Annotated in this window: 18 protein-coding genes; 6 read left to right on the top strand and 12 right to left on the bottom strand. The window is 67.5% G+C overall.

Features of this window, described 5'->3' with window-relative positions; genetic code table 11:
- The first annotated feature begins 16 nt into the window (after positions 1 to 16).
- A complete protein-coding gene (locus OHS03_RS33265) occupies positions 17 to 733 on the top strand; it encodes a TetR/AcrR family transcriptional regulator (protein WP_328659470.1) in 717 nt (238 codons plus the stop codon).
- Positions 734 to 749: 16 nt separating this feature from the next.
- On the opposite strand, the gene OHS03_RS33260 is transcribed toward OHS03_RS33265, so the two are convergent.
- Together OHS03_RS33260 and OHS03_RS33255 are read right to left on the bottom strand one after the other, a co-directional pair.
- On the bottom strand, positions 750 to 1,421 hold the full coding sequence (locus tag OHS03_RS33260) for a JAB domain-containing protein (RefSeq protein ID WP_328659467.1): 672 nt from the start codon (positions 1,419 to 1,421) through the stop codon (positions 750 to 752).
- Positions 1,422 to 1,534: 113 nt separating this feature from the next.
- Positions 1,535 to 1,855, bottom strand: coding sequence for a type II toxin-antitoxin system VapB family antitoxin (locus OHS03_RS33255; RefSeq protein ID WP_328659465.1), 321 nt, complete (start codon positions 1,853 to 1,855; stop codon positions 1,535 to 1,537).
- A 246-nt stretch (positions 1,856 to 2,101) separates the two neighbouring features.
- On the opposite strand from OHS03_RS33255, the gene OHS03_RS33250 reads away from it, so the two are divergent.
- Both OHS03_RS33250 and OHS03_RS33245 read left to right on the top strand, forming a co-directional pair.
- Complete coding sequence (locus OHS03_RS33250) at positions 2,102 to 2,998, top strand: phenylalanine 4-monooxygenase (protein ID WP_328659464.1); 897 nt, start codon at positions 2,102 to 2,104, stop codon at positions 2,996 to 2,998.
- Between the two features lie 153 nt (positions 2,999 to 3,151).
- Positions 3,152 to 3,835 (top strand): ester cyclase, encoded by a 684-nt coding sequence (locus tag OHS03_RS33245; RefSeq protein WP_328659462.1) that lies wholly within the window; start codon positions 3,152 to 3,154, stop codon positions 3,833 to 3,835.
- Here OHS03_RS33245 and OHS03_RS33240 read toward each other — a convergent pair whose 3' ends face one another.
- Both OHS03_RS33240 and OHS03_RS33235 read right to left on the bottom strand, forming a co-directional pair.
- Positions 3,836 to 4,444, bottom strand: a complete 609-nt coding sequence (locus OHS03_RS33240; protein ID WP_328659460.1) for a TetR family transcriptional regulator — start codon at positions 4,442 to 4,444, stop codon at positions 3,836 to 3,838.
- On the bottom strand, positions 4,434 to 5,945 hold the full coding sequence (locus OHS03_RS33235) for an MFS transporter (RefSeq protein WP_328659458.1): 1,512 nt from the start codon (positions 5,943 to 5,945) through the stop codon (positions 4,434 to 4,436). The genes OHS03_RS33240 and OHS03_RS33235 overlap by 11 nt, the downstream gene beginning before the upstream one ends.
- Positions 5,946 to 6,062: 117 nt before the next feature.
- Between OHS03_RS33235 and OHS03_RS33230 the strand changes: the two genes are divergently transcribed.
- A complete protein-coding gene (locus OHS03_RS33230) occupies positions 6,063 to 7,376 on the top strand; it encodes a D-alanyl-D-alanine carboxypeptidase family protein (RefSeq protein ID WP_328659456.1) in 1,314 nt (437 codons plus the stop codon).
- A gap of 7 nt (positions 7,377 to 7,383) precedes the next feature.
- Here OHS03_RS33230 and yhjD read toward each other — a convergent pair whose 3' ends face one another.
- From yhjD to OHS03_RS33215, 3 genes are read right to left on the bottom strand one after another with little or no spacing between them, the layout of a single operon-like run.
- Positions 7,384 to 8,406, bottom strand: a complete 1,023-nt coding sequence (yhjD, locus tag OHS03_RS33225; RefSeq protein ID WP_328659455.1) for an inner membrane protein YhjD — start codon at positions 8,404 to 8,406, stop codon at positions 7,384 to 7,386.
- A 41-nt stretch (positions 8,407 to 8,447) separates the two neighbouring features.
- Positions 8,448 to 9,479: a tryptophan--tRNA ligase gene (gene trpS, locus OHS03_RS33220; RefSeq protein WP_328659453.1), complete on the bottom strand. Its 1,032-nt coding sequence runs from the start codon at positions 9,477 to 9,479 to the stop codon at positions 8,448 to 8,450.
- 21 nt (positions 9,480 to 9,500) lie between these two features.
- Positions 9,501 to 10,445 carry an oxygenase MpaB family protein gene (locus OHS03_RS33215; RefSeq protein ID WP_328659452.1) on the bottom strand — a complete coding sequence of 315 codons (945 nt, stop codon included), beginning with the start codon at positions 10,443 to 10,445 and terminating at the stop codon, positions 9,501 to 9,503.
- Positions 10,446 to 10,548: 103 nt separating this feature from the next.
- On the opposite strand from OHS03_RS33215, the gene OHS03_RS33210 reads away from it, so the two are divergent.
- Positions 10,549 to 11,187: a TetR/AcrR family transcriptional regulator gene (locus OHS03_RS33210; RefSeq protein ID WP_328659450.1), complete on the top strand. Its 639-nt coding sequence runs from the start codon at positions 10,549 to 10,551 to the stop codon at positions 11,185 to 11,187.
- A gap of 85 nt (positions 11,188 to 11,272) precedes the next feature.
- Here OHS03_RS33210 and OHS03_RS33205 read toward each other — a convergent pair whose 3' ends face one another.
- The 5 genes from OHS03_RS33205 to OHS03_RS33185 all read right to left on the bottom strand — a co-directional run bounded on the left by OHS03_RS33205 (position 11,273) and on the right by OHS03_RS33185 (position 15,455).
- A complete protein-coding gene (locus OHS03_RS33205; protein ID WP_328659447.1) occupies positions 11,273 to 13,141 on the bottom strand; it encodes a vWA domain-containing protein in 1,869 nt (622 codons plus the stop codon).
- A gap of 94 nt (positions 13,142 to 13,235) precedes the next feature.
- Complete coding sequence (locus OHS03_RS33200) at positions 13,236 to 13,604, bottom strand: hypothetical protein (protein WP_328659445.1); 369 nt, start codon at positions 13,602 to 13,604, stop codon at positions 13,236 to 13,238.
- A 104-nt stretch (positions 13,605 to 13,708) separates the two neighbouring features.
- Complete coding sequence (locus OHS03_RS33195; protein WP_328659441.1) at positions 13,709 to 14,188, bottom strand: barstar family protein; 480 nt, start codon at positions 14,186 to 14,188, stop codon at positions 13,709 to 13,711.
- Positions 14,188 to 14,679 carry a guanyl-specific ribonuclease gene (locus OHS03_RS33190; protein ID WP_328659440.1) on the bottom strand — a complete coding sequence of 164 codons (492 nt, stop codon included), beginning with the start codon at positions 14,677 to 14,679 and terminating at the stop codon, positions 14,188 to 14,190. Before OHS03_RS33190 ends, OHS03_RS33195 begins: the two co-directional genes overlap by 1 nt.
- Positions 14,676 to 15,455: an exodeoxyribonuclease III gene (locus tag OHS03_RS33185; protein WP_328659437.1), complete on the bottom strand. Its 780-nt coding sequence runs from the start codon at positions 15,453 to 15,455 to the stop codon at positions 14,676 to 14,678. The genes OHS03_RS33190 and OHS03_RS33185 overlap by 4 nt, the downstream gene beginning before the upstream one ends.
- Before the next feature lie 68 nt (positions 15,456 to 15,523).
- On the opposite strand from OHS03_RS33185, the gene ephH reads away from it, so the two are divergent.
- Complete coding sequence (ephH, locus tag OHS03_RS33180) at positions 15,524 to 16,378, top strand: epoxide hydrolase EphH (protein ID WP_328659434.1); 855 nt, start codon at positions 15,524 to 15,526, stop codon at positions 16,376 to 16,378.

Here is a 16,378-nt window from a genome sequence, read left to right as displayed (position 1 = left end):
TCGAGGGGGTGGCCGGGTGACGGGCAAGGCGCGTGGCCGTGCGCCGGTGGTGACCGATGCCGATATCCGGCGGGTCACCCGGGCGCTGCTGTCCGAGCAGGGCGCGGACGCGGTCACCCTGCGGGCGATCGCCCGCGAACTCGGCGTCACCGCGCCCGCGCTGTATCGGCACTATTCGTCACGCGACGAGTTGATCGAGCGGATGCGAGTGGAGTTCTGTGCCGATCTCGCCCAGTTCCTCTCGACCGAGATCGAGCCGCTGCCCGATGACGGCGCGGTGCGGTTCCTTGCCATCTGCCGGGGCTTCCGGCACTGGGCGCTGGCGAACCCGAGGGAATTCACCCTGGTGTTCGCCTCGCCCACCTCGCAGCGGTCGATGATGCACCGCTTCGACGAGCCCTTCGGCCGGATCTTCCTCGCCGCCGCGGGCGGACTCCTGGCGAACTTCGAGATCGCCACCCCACCGGGCGAGACCATCCCGGCCGCGCTCCGCGACGACCTCGTCGGCTTCCAGACCGACCTGCTCGCCATGCTCTCCGAATCCGGGCAGAAGTTCCCCGCCGAGAAGCTCGACCTCGGCGTGACGTATCTGATGGTGCAGATCTGGGCCCGCCTGTTCGGCCACGTCACCCTCGAGGTGTTCGGCAACTACCCGATCCCCCTGGCCGACCCGGAGATCATGTTCGACGCCATGCTCGCCGACCTCGCCCGCACCACCGGTTTCGCCGGCTGAGAGAACCACCCTTCTGTCACGGGAAAGGTGCGGCGGTGGACCAGATTTCGCCCGCTACGACGAGGTGGTCCAGGTAGCGCAGGCCCACCGTGCGGGCGGCTTGGTGGAGCAGGGTGCTGGCTCGGCGGTCGTCGGGACTGGGAGTCGGGTCGCCGGAGGGGTGGTTGTGCACCAGCGCGAAGGCTCGGCCGTCGTTGCGCAGGACGGTGTTGAGGATTTCGCGGACGGGGACGGCGACGTGGTCGATGGCGCCTTCGGCGACGAAAGCCCGGTGACGTAGGCGGTTTTGGGTGTCGCAGACGAGGACGAGCAGGCGCTCTACGCGGGCGCCCGCGAACAGCGGGATCGCTACGGCCGCGATGTCTTCGGGGGTGGCGAGCTGGGGTAGCGACTCGGTGGGGGTGCGCGAGCGGGTGCCGAGGTGGAAAGCGGCGACGACCGTGGCGGCTTTGGCTGGGCCGATGCCGGCGTGGACGGCCAGTTCCTCGGGCCGGGCGGCGGCGAGTTGGGCCAAACCGCCGTAATCGCCGATCAATTGGGCGGCGACCTCGAGTGCGGATCGGCCGCGGGTGCCCTGTCCGAGCAGCAGCGCCAGCAGCTCGCCGTCGCTGAGCGCGTGTGGGCCGAGCATGCGCAATCGCTCACGCGGGCGTTGGGCGACAGGCAAACTCGCGATCGGAACCGACATCGTATCCCCCTGCGGATCGGTGACTGACTCCGATAATCGCAGGGGGTACCGACAGACTCGGGCTACCCCTCGGCCACCACCTCGGTGACGAACCCGAACCTGGACCTGTCCCCCTAGGTCGACTCCGCGAGGAGGACGGAATCAGTGGGCGGATCTGTGCTGAATACCGAATCTGGATCGAGGGCACTGCCCCGGTCGGTGGGCGGATCTGTGCTGAATACCGAATCTGGATCGAGGGCACTGCCCTGGTCGGTGGGCGGATCTGTGCTGAATACCGAATCTGCCATCAAACGTTCCAAATTCCGTAGCTGACGTTCGTGCACCACGATGCGGCGCAGCGCCTCGTTGACGGTGGCATTGCTGTCGGCGGTGCCCATGATGTCGGCGGCAGCGGCCAGCAGGCGCTGATCGAGATCTATTCGCAGGGTGCGCACGCAACCTCCTCTTCTACGCACGCAATTTTGCGCGATGGCCGCTCGGCTCGTCCGCTAATTCACCGCGTCGTTACCGAAACCGCGTGTTCGCAAGTCCGCACAGCTATGCGCGAGGACCGTCAGCAAGCACACAGAAAACACAGTTCACCGCCGGAATCCGACCGCGACGAACCCTGCAACTGTGCAGTTTGCGCAGTTGTCGGCGTGGTTGTTGTCGCGACGGGAATGCGGTGCTTGCCTGGAGTCATGTTCACCGAGGCCCAGCTCTACTCGCCGGTGACGCGCGAGCGTGACGGCGACGTGACAGTGCACCTGAGCGATGACCACCCCGGCGTGCACGACGAGCACTACCGCGCGCGCCGCAACGCCATCGCCGCGCTCGCGCTCGACCACTCCCCCGGCGCCCCCGCACCGCACATCGACTACACCGACGACGAGCAGCGGGTGTGGCGGATCGTGTCGGCGGAGCTGGCCCGCAAACACGAGGTCTACGCCTGCCGTGAGGTGCGGGAGGCAGCGAGCAACCTTGCCCTCCCGCACGATCACATACCGCAACTCGACGAGGTATCGCGGCTGCTCACCCCCCTCACCGGCTTCCGGTACGTGCCCGCCGCCGGCCTGGTTCCGCTGCGCGAGTTCTTCGGTTCCTTCGCCGAGCGCACCTTCCACTCCACCCAGTACATCCGTCACCACTCCGCCCCGCTCTACACCCCGGAACCCGATGCGATCCACGAGATCATCGGCCACGCCAGCCAGATCGCCAGCCCACGTTTCGCGGCCCTGTACGAGACGGTCGGCGCCGCGGTGGCCAGGTTGGAGACCGACACCGCGCTGAAATTCCTCGCCGATGTCTTCTGGTTCTCGCTCGAGTTCGGCGTGGTCCGCGAGAACGATGAAATCCGTTGCTACGGTGCCGGACTGCTGTCGTCCTACGGCGAGATCGACGAGTTCCGGCACGCGCGCCTGCGGCCGCTCGACGTCGCGGAGATGGGCACCATCGCCTACGACATCACGCACTACCAACCGGTGCTGTACTGCGCGGATTCGGTGGACCAGATAGTCGGCGTGCTCGGCGAATTCTTCGCGACCATGGACGACGAGACACCGGCCAGGCTCGGCCACCCCACCCAGCCGGTGTCCTAGCTACCCTCGAAAACATTGCTACAGAACACAGTTCGACATTTCGTGTTTCTCACTTGTTGGGACCCGACACGCGCGACCGATGCGCGACTGTTACCTTCGACCCGTTCTTCGAGCTTTTTGAAAGGGTCGGGTAGACCGAAAATGACTGTGGACGTGACAAATACGCAGGCCGAGCAGAACCCGGAACCGGAAGCGCCCCTGTGGCTGCAGGGCCGGGAAGCCGTGATCGCCGCCGCAGCGCCGGAGGAATGGCGCGGCAACGTTCCCGATTACGAACTGAGCCACGAGGTGATCCCGCGCGAGCGCAGCGTCGAGCACGCGCCCGGATCCCTGGAGGCGATCGTCGAAGACCTGGTGAAGGTCTTCGAAATGGAGGTCTCGCACAAGGCCGACCCCGCCACCTGGCTGTCGGTGGTGGCCGAGCACTACCGCGGCCGGGTCAACGGTGGGACGTGGCAGGACGCCGAGGAATTCGCGCGTATCGGCAGCTACAACATCCTGATCGGCGACAACCCGTACTACGACGCCGCGAACGAGACCTTCGATTCCTCGCACCACATCTTCCACACCGCCTTCCCCGGCGGGTTCTTCTGGGAGGTCCAGGAAGTGCTGTCGGGCCCGCCGTCGGTGAGCTTCCGCTGGCGTCACTGGGGCAAGTTCGAGGGCGAGTACAAGGGCCACCAGCCCACCGGTGAGCAGATCGAGATGTTCGGTGTGACCATCGCCCGCGTCAGCGAAGATCTGCGCATCCTCGAGCTGGAACACTTCTACGACAACAACCAGCTGCTCGGCCCCCTGGCACACGGCTGCCCCGTGCAGCGCGGCAAGGCCGACTAGTCAGGACCGACCGCTGCCGTTCGGTGCGTCGTCCGGACCGAACGGCAGCCCGGCCTGCAGGAATCGCAGGGCGTGACCGACGTTCTCGGCATTGACCGGCGTGGTGGTCACGATGGCGAGCATGGTGCCGATCATGGCGCCCGCGGCCACCCGAACCTCGAAATCGTCGGCGGCCCGGCCGGTGTAGTCGGCCATCAGTTGCGCCCCCAATTCGATACTGCGCTGAAATTCCAGGCCGATTGCCGGGCGCAGCTCGGGGACGTGGTACAGCAGCGCGTGCCGTTCCTGCTCGAAGGCCATGTCGGCGGCCGACATGGCCGAGAACACCGCCTCGGTGGCGTTGCGGAAGGCGGTCAGCGGGTGCAGGCCGCGCGGTTGCGCCGCCAGGGCCTCGATCATCAGCGCGTCCTGATCGTCGGCGATGACCAGCTGTTCCTTCGTCGGGAAGTAGCGGAAGAAGGTGCTGGGCGAGATCTCGGCGGCCGCCGCGATCTGTTCCACCGTGGTCTCGGTGTAGCCCTGCTCCCGAAACAGCCGGAACGCCTCGACCCGGATGGTTCGGCGGGTCCGCTCCTTCTTCCGCTCGCGCAGCGATATCTCAACCGACATGTATCGATTCTGCCGCATCCGGCTGAGTAACCGGTGCCGTCGGTCGCCGCAATCGCAGCGCGGTCACGAGTCCGGCGACCAGACACAGCGCCGCGCACAGCCCGAGCATGGTGTTCATGCCCGCGACGAAGGCCTGCTGCACCTGCGCCAGTATCGCCGGATCACCGGTCTCCCGCGCGGCCGCGACGCCCGCGTTGACGCCGTCGGAGATCGGCGCACGGTCGAGCGCACCGAGTTCGGCCCGGTACCGGGTGGACAGCACGGTGCCGAGCACGGCGACGCCGATGGTCCCGCCCGCCTGCCGAAGTGCCTGCAGCAGCGCCGAACCCGACCCCGAACCGGCGGCGGTGAGTTCCCCGAGCGCCATGCCCATGGCGGCGGGCATGACCAGACCCATCCCGATGCCGAGCACCGTGGTCCACAGCGCGGTCAGGCCGTAACCGCTCTCGACCCGGGTGAGCGCACCGAACCCGATTCCGGCCGCGAGTACCGAGAATCCGGCGGTGAGCATCACCCGCAGGCCGAGCTTGGGGAGCAACATGTCCACCAACCTGCTGCCGATCACCAGTCCGCCGATCATGGGCAACAGCCGCAACCCGCTACCGAGCGCGTCGACCCCGAGCACGGCCTGGAGATACTGCGGGACGGTGAAGAACATCCCGAACATGGCGAAGCTGACGAGAATGGACAGTGCTGTGCCCCAACGGAATCCTGGGCTGGCGAACAGCGTGATGTCGATCAGCGGATGCGCGACGCGGCGCTGCCACCACAGGAAGACAGCGAGTAGCGCGGCCCCCGCCGCCACCACGAGCCAGGCTGCGATGTCGCCCCAGCCCTGTTCGCCGATGCGGATGAAACCGTAGGTGAGCCCGAGCATGCCTGCCGCCGACAGCAGCGCACCCACGATATCGATGCGAAAGCTGTTGTCGCCGCGCGATTCCGGCACCAAGGTCGCCACCGCGACCGCACCGATGACCACCAGCGGCACATTGATCAGGAACACCGAACCCCACCAGTAGTGCTGGAGCAGCCAGCCGCCGACGATCGGACCGAGCGGCAGACCGATCGCGGTCGAGGTGACCCAGATCGTCACCGCGCGTTGCCGTTGCGCCGGTTCGCTGAACAGCACCGGCAGCACGGCCATCGACAACGGCATCATCGCGGCGGCGGCGACGCCGAGTGCCACTCTGGCCGCGATGAGCTGACCCGACGAGCCGGCGAACGCGCAGGCCAGCGAGGCCACACCGAACAGCACCAGCGCCGCGAGCAGCACCTTCTTGCGTCCGTAGCGGTCGCCGAGCGCGCCTGCGGGCAGCATCAGCGCGGCAAGGGCCAGGGTATAAGCGCCGCTGAACCACTGCAGCGCAGCGGTATTCGCGTCCAATTCGACCGCGAGTGTCGGGATGGCGACAGTGAGCACGGTGACGTCGAGTCCGATGGTGAGCATCGCCACGGCGAGCGCACCGAGCGCGAGCCAGCGGCGAGTTTCTTCCGTTCGCATATCTTCTCCAAAATGAGAGTGTCTACCTTTTGATAGTAACTCTCATTTGCTAGTTGATGTCAACAGCTACTCGGGCCGAGGAAAGCTCCGCGGCAGCGACTACTAGGCTGCGAGGCGATGAGGATTCGCGAAGTCGGCCTGCGCGCCGCATGCTTTCTCGGCGCTGCCGTCACCGTCACCGCTCTCGCAGGCGCTCCCGCCGTCGCCGTACCCGCCACCAATGGGCCGCCGACCAGCGCTCCCGCACCCGGCGCGACGACCACACCCCCGTTCACCACGCCGAACACCGACGACTGCCCGCAGAAGACGCAGCCGCCCGCGCCGATCGACACCTCGGAGGTGCCCGCGCCCGGCGAGCCGACGCCGAGCCGACTGCCCGTTCCCTCCCCCGCTATCGGCGGTCAGCGGATGGGAGACTGCGGCGTAGTCACCCCCGACGACACGCCCCCGGTGCCCGCCGAGATCTCGGCCACCGCGTGGATGGTCTCCGACCTCGACACCGGTCGCGTACTCGCCGCCAAGGACCCGCACGGCCGCTACCGCCCGGCCAGCACCATCAAGGTCGCCCTCGCCATTGTGGCGCTGCGCAGCCTGGATCTGGACAAGGTGGTGATCGGGACGCAGGCCGACGCTGACGTCGACGGCACCAGGGTCGGCATCGGCCCCGGCGGGCGCTACACCAACCGTCAGCTCATGCAGGCGCTGATCATGTGCTCGGGCAACGACGCCGCCCACGCCATCGCCACCCAACTGGGCGGCGACAAGGCCACCGTGGCGAAGATGAACGAGGTGGCGAAGTCGTTGCGCGCGATGGACACTCGCGCGGCGACCCCGTCCGGCCTCGACGGGCCCGGCATGAGCACCTCGGCCTACGACCTGTCGGTGCTGTTCCGCGAGGCGATGAACATCCCGCTGTTCGCCGAGCTGATCCACACCGAACAGGTCGACTTCCCCGGTTTCCCCGCCGACCCCGCGATCCCCGGCGACAAGGATCACCCCGGCTTCCCGATCGCCAACGACAACCAGCTGCTCTACAACTACGAGGGCGCGATCGGCGGCAAGACCGGTTTCACCGACGATGCTCGCCAAACCTTCGTCGCCGCCGCCGAACGCGACGGACATCGCCTGGTCGTCACCCTGCTCAAGGCCGATGTACGCCCGATCCGGCCGTGGGAACAGGCCGTGCGCCTACTGGACTACGGTTTCGCCCTCGACACCGACGCCAGGATCGGCAAGCTGCCCGAAACAGGCAGCGAGGCGATTCAACCCAGTGTGCCGCTGGCCTCGCCACCGCCGCGTGCCGACGGTTCCCAGGCCGAGCCGGAGCGGTCCACCCATCAGGGCGCGCGCATCGCCGCCTTGATCGGCGGTCCGGTGTTGGTCGTGGCGCTGTTGCTGTTGGCGCGCCGGGCATTCCGGCGCAGGGGCTGACCGGGCGCTACTTGCGCCTACCGACCAGCAACAGCGCGAGCGCCGCGACCGCGCCGGCTCCGAAATAGGCGGCGCCCGCCCCCGTCGACATCCCGTGCTCGACCACGCGCGGCCGGATGACCACCGCGTTCGGCGGCGCGACCGCCGCTGCACGCTCGTTGTCGCGCGAGGTCGCCGCCCACGCGGTCGCGAACAGCAGAATCCGATAGGACATGTAGCTGAACACCATCAGACCGATGATCGAACCGAACGTCGCGCCCACCGGGCTGGACAGCACCACCCGCAGGTAGATCGCGGCGATGATCTTGAAGATCTCGAAGGCCACCGCGGCCAGCATCGCCGCCCGCACCGCGCTGCGCAACGACACCGGCTCGCGCGGCAGCCGCGCGATCATCCACGCGAACACCGCCCACGACGCGAGCAACCCGAGCGCGATCGATACCAGCCGCAACACCACCCCCGCCCCTGGCAGGTGGTCGGCCCCGACGAATTCGAGCACCCCCTTGCCCACCCCGCTCGCGGAGACCGCCGACAGACCGAGCGACACCACGAAGGCGAGACCGAGGCCGACCAGCGCGCCGATATCCGACAATTTGGCCAGCCACCAGGGCTTTTCGGGACTCTGAGTATCCCACTGCTCGGTGAGCGCGGCCCGCAGGTTCGCGATCCAGCCGAGCCCGGTGTAGAGCCCGACCAGCAGGCCGATGACGCCGACCGTGCCGCGGGAATTCATCGCCTGTTCGATGAGGTCGTTGATCTGGGTACCGAAGGAGCTGGGAACCTTCTCGACGACCTTCTCCTGCAGCTCGGTCAGCAGTTCCGGTTGCCCGGCCAGGATGAAACCGGCCACCGAGAAGGCCACCATCAACAGCGGAAACAGCGACAGCACAGTGAAATACGTGATGCCCGCGGCGAAGAAGTCGCCGCGCTGGCTCTGGAAGCGCCCACCCGCCCTGACCAGATGATCCAGCCAGGGCCTGCGTCCGATGTGCTTCTCGACGGTGGCCGAGATGTTGTCGATCAACTGCATGACACGCGCCCCTTCAGCGAAAACCTCAGGTGCGCAACGGGTCAGCGAGCGAGGAAGCCAACCCGGTCGTACACCTGAGCAAGTGTGTTGCCTGCGATCTCACGCGCCCGTTCGGCGCCCGCGGCCAGAATCCGGTCCAGTTCTGCCTGATCGGACAGGTAGTCCTTGACCTTCTTCTGCACGGGCGTGACGAATTCGACCAGCGCGTCGGCCACCTCGGCCTTGAGATCACCGTAGCCCTTACCCTCGAAATTCTCCTCGAGGTCGACGATCGGGGTTTCGCGCAGCGAGCTCAGGATCACCAGCAGATTGCTGACGCCCGCCTTGTTCGCCGGGTCGTAGCGGATCTCGCGCTCGGTGTCGGTGACCGCCGAACGCACCTTCTTGGCGGTGATCTTCGGGTCGTCGAGCAGGTTGATCAGCCCGGCGTCGCTGGACGCCGACTTGCTCATCTTCGCGGTGGGGTCCTGCAGATCGAAGATCTTCGCGGTGCCCTTGACGATGTGCGGTTCGGGCACCACGAAGGTCTTCTTGTAGCGAGTATTGAAGCGCTGGGCCAGGTTTCGGGTCAGCTCGAGATGCTGACGCTGGTCCTCGCCGACCGGCACCTGATGCGGGCGGTAGAGCAGGATGTCGGCGGCCATCAGCACCGGGTAGGTGAACAGGCCGACGGTCGCGTTCTCGGCGCCCTGCTTGACCGACTTGTCCTTGAACTGGGTCATCCGGCCCGCCTCACCGAAACCGGTGATACAGCTGAGCACCCACGACAGCTCGGCGTGCTCGGGCACCTGACTCTGCACGAACAGGGTGGACTTGGCGGGGTCGATGCCGAGCGCGAGCAGCTGGGCCGCGGCGGACTTGGTGCGCGCGCGCAGTGCCTTGGGATCCTGGCTGACGGTGATCGCGTGCATATCCGGAATGAAATACAGCGCGTCGTACTCGTCCTGCATCGTCACCCAGTACTGCAGCGCACCCAGGTAGTTGCCGAGGTGGAAGGAGTCGCTGGTGGGCTGGATGCCCGACAGCACCCGCTGCTTACGTTCGGCCGTCGCGGCCGGGGCAGGACTGGACATGCCCCAATCTTTCCATGGCGCTCAAGCGGAATTTCGCTGCACCCAGTTGCGTGGATCGACGCCGGGCATGCTCGGGTGCCCCGTCTTCACCATGTGCTGTTCGCGACGGGCCAGCAGCTGGTAGGAGGGGGCGCTCGGTCCGGCGAGGGTGCTCGCGAGCATGCGGGGCGCCAGTGGTGGGGCGAGGTGGGCGGTGCGGATGCCGGTGCACAGCGCGCGGTGGGCGAGTTCGTCGGCGATGCCCCACTCGATGCCGTACATCTGCCGGATCCGGGCCGGGAGGCTGCCCTGCACGAGCAGATACAGCGCCGTGCCGACCTGCTCGGCGGGCCGACGCTGCCGGTAGGCCTTGCGGTGGCCTGCCAGGTAGGAACCGACCAGGGCCGCCTCCTCGGTGAGGAACAGTTCGGTGGAGTTCAGATAGGTGTCGAAGTAGCGGCGGAAGGCCGGGTAGTCGGCGGGCGCGGCGTCGCGCGGCATGCCGAACAGCTCGCCCCAGCGGACGTAGTCCTGGTAGAGGTCTTCGCGTTCGGTGGGGGTGAGTTCGCGCACGAGCCGGTCGTACATCACCTCGGCCGAATCGAAGGTGAAGGCCATGGTCATGAACATCAGGTGCGGGTCATGGGCCGCGTAGGCGGTGCCCGCGGGATGGTGGGCGCCCGCGTCTTCGGGGAGGGCGCCGACCACCGCGTTGTGCTTGCGCCTGGTGAAGGCCAGCGCGCGATCGGCCTCGGCCTTGCTGCCGAGGAACACCGCTTCGAACAGGGCGCCGGTGATGGCCAGCCGGGTGTAGGGGGTCTCCCGGTGCGAGGTGTGTTCGCTGGTGCCAACGAACAGCAGCGGATGCACCGCGCCGATCACCAGCGCCCGCACGCCGTAGGTCAGACCGACCGCGCGCTTGCTCATCACCCGCCGGATCATCGAATCGTCGGCGAAATATCCGGGTTCGCCCTGTCGTACAGCCATGCCGCGCCTCCTCGTCGAGTGCATCTGGCAATAGAATCCCCCAGAATTGATATTCTGGCAAGAGTCTCTACCAGAACAGCACTGGAAGACGGCGGCACGCAGAATGGAAGCTGTGGCAGCACAACGGACATACGGCGGCGTCTCGGCGTCGCAGCGGCAGGCGCAGCGGCGCACCGCACTGTTGGACGCGGCGCTCGACATCGTCGCCGAGGACGGGCAGGCCAAACTCACCGTCGCCGGGCTGTGCGCCCGCGCCGGTCTCAACGAGCGCTACTACTACGAGAGCTTCGAAACTCGCGACGGCGTGCTGGAAGCACTACTCGACCGCATCGCCGAGGAACTCACCGCGGCGATCGCGACAGCACTGGCGACCGCCGCCCCCGACAGCCGCACCCAGGCCCATGCCGCGATCGACGCGGGCATCTCGGTGCTCACCGATGATCCACGCAAAGCACACGCCGCCCTGATCGCCGGGATGGCGACACCGGAATTGCGCGCGCGCACCGCCCGAACAGTGCGCGCCTTCGCCCGTCTGGTCGCCGCCGAAGGCACCGGATTCTATGGCGGTGACGTTCCACAGAAATTGGTCGACTTCCGGGCGATCTACCTGGTCGGCGGCCTGACCCAAGCCCTCACGACCTGGCTGGCCGGCGATCTCCACCTCACGCGCGAAGAGCTCATCGACCAGATCACCGAGGTCTTCGTGTTACTCGGCGACGACCTGGCCGACCGCTACCGCTGAGAGCACTCGACTCCTAGCCGATCCAGATGGCTACAGGCACCTGAGCGGAAAGCTTTCCGCCGATTCCGGTGCCATCGAAGTGTGTCTATCGGCGGCGACGCTTACGCAGCAGGGTGAACGTGATGATGCCGCCGACGACGAGCGCGAACGCGACAACGGCGATGCCGGTGCCGAGCAGCGCGGGGGCGTTGTCGTCGTCGGAGTCGCTGACCTGTGCGGTGTCCGGTACGTTCCCGGCGGAGCTACCGGTGGACCCCGGCACCGTCTGATAGGTGGGGCCGGGCTCCGGTGTTCCGGTCACTGCCAGGTCCAGCTCGATGGGCACGGGACGGACGGCACCGCGGTCGTGGACGGTCGGGGCTGCCTGCACGGCGATGTAGTACCAGCCGGCCATGGCGTTCTCCGACACCTCTTTTTCCGAGGATTCGCGGTTTCGATAGCGGACCTCCGGGGTTGCCACGGCTTCCTTGCTGTTGGGCACGGTATCGGGCGAACCGTTGTAGGACGAGAACTCGTAGTCGACCTCCTTGCGGTACGGCGTGTACAGCGTGGTGGTGACGGCCGAGACGTTGTCCAGCCCGCGCCCCGGTGACTCGAGGAAGCGCACCCGATAGGCCAAGCCCTGACCCCAGTCGAGTTTCACCTTGTAGAACACGAATTCGCCGCGCTGCACGGTGTCGCTGTAAACACCGGGCCCGTCGAGCGCGGTCGCCACGTTGAACGAGCCGCCGCCTGCCACCGGTTCGACCGGGCTGCTCGGCACCGTGAACGACACCGGTTCGGGTTGCGCCGCCGGGCCCGCGTCGGTGACACCCGGTTCGACCGCGACGTTCAGTTCCAGCGGCAATGTCGCCGGTGCGCTGTCCGCGACCCCGGCCCATTCCAGGGTGAAGTAGTACCGGCCGCCGCCCTTGCACTTGTCGGTGCGCTCCGTGCCGTCCTTCGGTTCGGTCGCGCCGGTCCATGTCGAGCTGACCGTGAGCGCCACCCCATCGGTGGATCGCACGGCACTCTCGTGTTCGAAGACGTTGCAGTCCTTGCCTTCTGCGCCGAATACCCGCATGTACAAGCTGTTGTTCGCACGCACCGCGTCGTCGCCGAGCGGAAAGGACACCGTGCCGCTGAAATAGGCGGTGGCCCCCTCGGGAACGTCGACCGCGTAGTAGCGCGGCTTCTTGTGGCCGATGGTGTCGAGGTATTGCCCCGGCACTACCACCGGTGCGTTCCGGTAGCCCTCGCCGCCTTCGACCGGTGTGCCCGCCGACGCGTACTCGCGCAGCGCCGCGGTACTCACGCGGGGGAGCACCTGCTCGAGCGTTTTGCCGTCGGCGGCATCGGTGTAGGTGCCGCCGGTGGTCTCCGCGATGCAGGTCAGCTGGGCACGGGAGGCATCGTCGACACCGAAACCGATGGTGTGCATGACGATATCGGCGCCCTGGCCGCTGAGTTCGCGCGCGACCTCACACGGGTCCGGCGGTGAGCAAGTGTCCAGTCCATCGGAGACCAGTACGATCGAGCGCGGACCCTCGGTCGGCAGGGCGCTCGCCGCTGTGCGCAGCGCGGCGCCGATCGGGGTGAAACCGCTGGGTGTGATGGCGTCGACGGCTGCGGTGAGTGCGGACCTGTCGATGGTTTCGGCCGGTTCGAGCACCGAGACATCGCGGCAGCCCACGGCCTTCTCGGCATCGGTGGATCCGGTGCCGGTGCCGTAGACCGACAATCCGACCTTCGCCGCGGCGGGCGCGGTCTGCACGAAACCGCGCACCGCGGTCTTCGCCGCGTCCATCTTGGTGCCACCACCGGGATCGGCGGCGAGCATCGAACCGGAGGCGTCGAGCACCAGCATGGTCGGTGCGTACTGGGTGCCCGTCGGCGCGGCGAACGCGGGAACCGCCAGCGGCAACAGCCCGATCGCTCCTGCCGTCGCCAGACCGACCAACTTCGCGAAACGCACGGCAGAACTCCGTCCCGACCCGCCGGATCTCGACGCATCAGCCAACGACCCTAGTTGCGCGAACCTCGCATAGGGAACCTTACGGACACGAGCGTCATTCCCACGCGCAGTTCGGTCCGAAGCTGACGCACGGCTCCGACGAGCCGTTGTACAGCCAAGCGAGCGCGTGGTTGATCGCCGACACGGTCTCCGGTGTCATCAGCGCCGACCCACTGTCGGCCACCGGCACCGCCTGCGGAGCGCTCGCGGCGCCGACGGGGATGCACGTATCGAGCATGATCCCGTCGCACGGCTGGGAGGAACCGAGCCCGATCTGCCGCAGTAGAGCCTCGATCAGGGCACCGCCGGACGATCCGGTCGCGGGCCCCGCGACCGGCGCCGTCGTCACATCGGCCGAGGCCATCGTGGCACCCGACATCATGATCGCGGCGGCGATGCCCGCACTCGCCAGAACTCGCTTCATCGTTCTTCTTCTCCTCATCGACGGCCTCCGCAGCCGCGCGGTGAGAACGTTAAGCGGGCTGATCACACGGCGGCAGCCACCAATTCCAGTGGCACCGGAATCGGTCAGGCGGACAGGACGACCGCGCCGAAGGTTTCCGGATCGCCCTGCAGGACAACGCGGAAGGCGACGTCGCGGCGCGTCCAGTAGGCCGCGCAGTCGCGCATGGCGCTGTCGAACCAGGCGCGTTCGGTGGGGATATCGGCGAGCAGGTCGTCGGCGGTGCGCACCATCACCACGTAACCGGGGGCATCGCCGACGAAATCGTCCAGGTCGCGCAGGCATTCGTCGAAGGCGTCTTTGTTGGCGCCGAAGTAGTACGGGAACTGGAAGGCCGCGGCGAATTCGTCGAACAGTTCGGCCATGGTGCGCATCTTGGCGCCGCGGAGTTCGCGGACGCGGTAGTCGGCGGGGGCGTCGTAGCGGACGCCGCTGAACTGGTTGGCATCCACCGGCAACGCGCCGAGCACCGGCGCCGTGGCGGCGGCCGGCGCCTCGGCGTTGGGACGAGCGAGAAACTGCGACAGCGTCATTCGCGAAGTCATCAGCGCATCCTCGTGAAGGTGTCGTAGTGGTCGCCGGTGTACCAGGCGGAGCCGTCGCTGCCGGTGACGATGCGTTCGGCGTCACGACCGCGGTTGGGCTGCTTGGGATTCACATCCCACTCCTGGTATTTCACCGCTTTGCCCGCCGAATCCTTGGGCGGCAGTGTGGTTCCGCGGTTCATGAACTGCTCGCCGCCCTTGGTGCCCTGCGCGTTCGCCGAGCCGGGCCAGCGACCCGCATCGATTTCGACGAGGGTCGCGTAGGCGCGATCGGGCACACCGGCGGTCTTGGTGACCGGCGAGGCCGACGAATTCCCGGCGGGCGGGCCGGGTTTCGGTGCACCGACCGTCGTGGTGATCCCGGCGACCGCCTTCGTGCTGGTCGTGGTGGTGCTGTCCGTACCGCGACCGCCGAACAGCGTGAGGCCGATGGCCGCCAGCACGAGGACGAGTCCGCCGAGCAGGCTGAGAGTCTTGCGTGAGAGTTTCATCGGTACTGGACAGTAACCGGCGCGTGGTCGGACCAGCGCTGGTCGTAGGTATCAGCCCGTTCGACGACGGCCTGCTTGGCGCGGCCGGTCAGCTCGCCCAGCGCCAGCTGGTAATCGATCCGCCACCCGGAGTCGTTGTCGAAGGCGCGGCCACGGTAGGACCACCAGCTGTAGGGGCCCGCGACGTCGGGGTGCAGGGCGCGGACCACGTCGACAAAGCCCGCGGTGAGCAGTTCGGCGATCCAGGCGCGTTCCTCTGGCAGGAAGCCCGCCGACTTCTGGTTGCCCTTCCAGTTCTTCAGGTCGACCTCGGCGGGGGCGATATTCCAGTCGCCGCTCACCACGAACTCGCCGGTGCGCGCCTTCAGGTACGCGCCGAGCTCGGCCATGAACCGGTACTTCTCGTCCTGCTTGGGGGTGTTCTCCTCCCCCGAGTGCACATAGACGCTCGCCGCGGTGACATCGTCGAAATCGGCCTCGATATAGCGGCCCGACGCCGCGAACTCGGTACTGCCGAACCCGACGCGCACGGCATCGGGTGCGCGCCGCGACAGAATTCCCACCCCCGCGCGGCCCTTGGATTCGGGCTCGGCATGTGAGAGCACCCAACCCGCGTCGAGTGCGGGGGCCAACGCCGCGGCGGTCTGCGCGTCGGTCGCTCTGGTCTCCTGTAGGCAGACGATGTCGGCTTCGGTCGACGCCAACCAGGCCAACATGCCCTTGGTCGATGCGGCACGGACTCCGTTAACGTTCACAGTCGAGAGGATTATCGGCACCGTACGACCGTACAATGCAGGCAGGGATGCTCCCCCGGACACTGTCGTCCAGGAAGGGGTGATTGACGATGACGTCACGCACCGCCAAGTCCACCGCCCGCCCCGCGCCCGTCGCGGCGCTGCATATCGGGTCCGGCGACCCGGTGTTGCTGTTGCACGGGTTCCTGCTCTCGCCCCATTGTTGGGAGCAGGTCGCACAGCGAATGTCAGCCCATTGCGAGGTGTACGCGCCCGCGTTCGCCGGGCACTGGGGTGGCCCGAAGGTCGAGGGCTGGGCACTGGACGTGTACGCCCTGGCCGATCAGATCGAAGACCAGCTCGACGAGCTGGGCTGGCGCACCTGCCACATCGCGGGGAATTCACTCGGCGGCTGGGTGGGACTCGAGCTGGCTCGACGCGGCAGGGCACGCACGCTCACCACGATCGCCGCGGCCGGGGGTTGGGCATCGCCGTCGCTGAGCCAGGTCAGGGTCGGCATCAAGTTCGCGTCGATGATTCCCTTCATCGAAATCGGCAAGCGCCTCGGCGGTGTAGCGATCAACAACCCGCTCGTGCAGCAGGTGGCCGCCATGCTGGTCACCAAGCACACCAGCGCCGTCGCCCGCCGCGACCTCGCGACCACGCTCACCGCGGTCCTGCACTGCGACGCGATGATCCCGCTGATCCTCGGCAGCCTGCGGGCGCCGGGCATGGACGACCTGGGTGAGCTGAGCACCCCGGTGCGGATGCTGCTCGCCGAGTACGACCGGATCATCCCCAACCGCGTCTACGCCACCCGCTACCTGCGCGAACTCCCCGAGTCGGCGGATCGCATCCTGGTGCACGGGGTGGGGCATGTGCCGATGCTGGAGGCGCCCGACCGGATCGCCACGCTGATCGCCGAGCACATCTACGCCAGCCGCGGACACCTGCGTGCGGTGTGA

The sequence above is a fragment of the Nocardia salmonicida genome (genome assembly GCF_036142455.1).
GTDB classification, from domain to species: domain Bacteria; phylum Actinomycetota; class Actinomycetes; order Mycobacteriales; family Mycobacteriaceae; genus Nocardia; species Nocardia salmonicida.
This window is presented reverse-complemented; position numbering and strand designations above follow the sequence as displayed.

Bases quoted from the DNA above. Each gene is read 5' to 3' on its own strand.
- OHS03_RS33200 (WP_328659445.1), bottom strand. From the start codon at position 13,604: ATGAAGCGAGTTCTGGCGAGTGCGGGCATCGCCGCCGCGATCATGATG.
- OHS03_RS33240 (WP_328659460.1), bottom strand. From the start codon at position 4,444: ATGTCGGTTGAGATATCGCTGCGCGAGCGGAAGAAGGAGCGGACCCGC.
- OHS03_RS33210 (WP_328659450.1), top strand. From the start codon at position 10,549: ATGGAAGCTGTGGCAGCACAACGGACATACGGCGGCGTCTCGGCGTCG.
- yhjD (WP_328659455.1), bottom strand. From the start codon at position 8,406: ATGCAGTTGATCGACAACATCTCGGCCACCGTCGAGAAGCACATCGGA.
- OHS03_RS33215 (WP_328659452.1), bottom strand. From the start codon at position 10,445: ATGGCTGTACGACAGGGCGAACCCGGATATTTCGCCGACGATTCGATG.
- trpS (WP_328659453.1), bottom strand. From the start codon at position 9,479: ATGTCCAGTCCTGCCCCGGCCGCGACGGCCGAACGTAAGCAGCGGGTG.
- OHS03_RS33195 (WP_328659441.1), bottom strand. From the start codon at position 14,188: ATGACTTCGCGAATGACGCTGTCGCAGTTTCTCGCTCGTCCCAACGCC.
- OHS03_RS33190 (WP_328659440.1), bottom strand. From the start codon at position 14,679: ATGAAACTCTCACGCAAGACTCTCAGCCTGCTCGGCGGACTCGTCCTC.
- OHS03_RS33230 (WP_328659456.1), top strand. From the start codon at position 6,063: ATGAGGATTCGCGAAGTCGGCCTGCGCGCCGCATGCTTTCTCGGCGCT.
- OHS03_RS33235 (WP_328659458.1), bottom strand. From the start codon at position 5,945: ATGCGAACGGAAGAAACTCGCCGCTGGCTCGCGCTCGGTGCGCTCGCC.
- OHS03_RS33250 (WP_328659464.1), top strand. From the start codon at position 2,102: ATGTTCACCGAGGCCCAGCTCTACTCGCCGGTGACGCGCGAGCGTGAC.
- ephH (WP_328659434.1), top strand. From the start codon at position 15,524: ATGACGTCACGCACCGCCAAGTCCACCGCCCGCCCCGCGCCCGTCGCG.
- OHS03_RS33260 (WP_328659467.1), bottom strand. From the start codon at position 1,421: ATGTCGGTTCCGATCGCGAGTTTGCCTGTCGCCCAACGCCCGCGTGAG.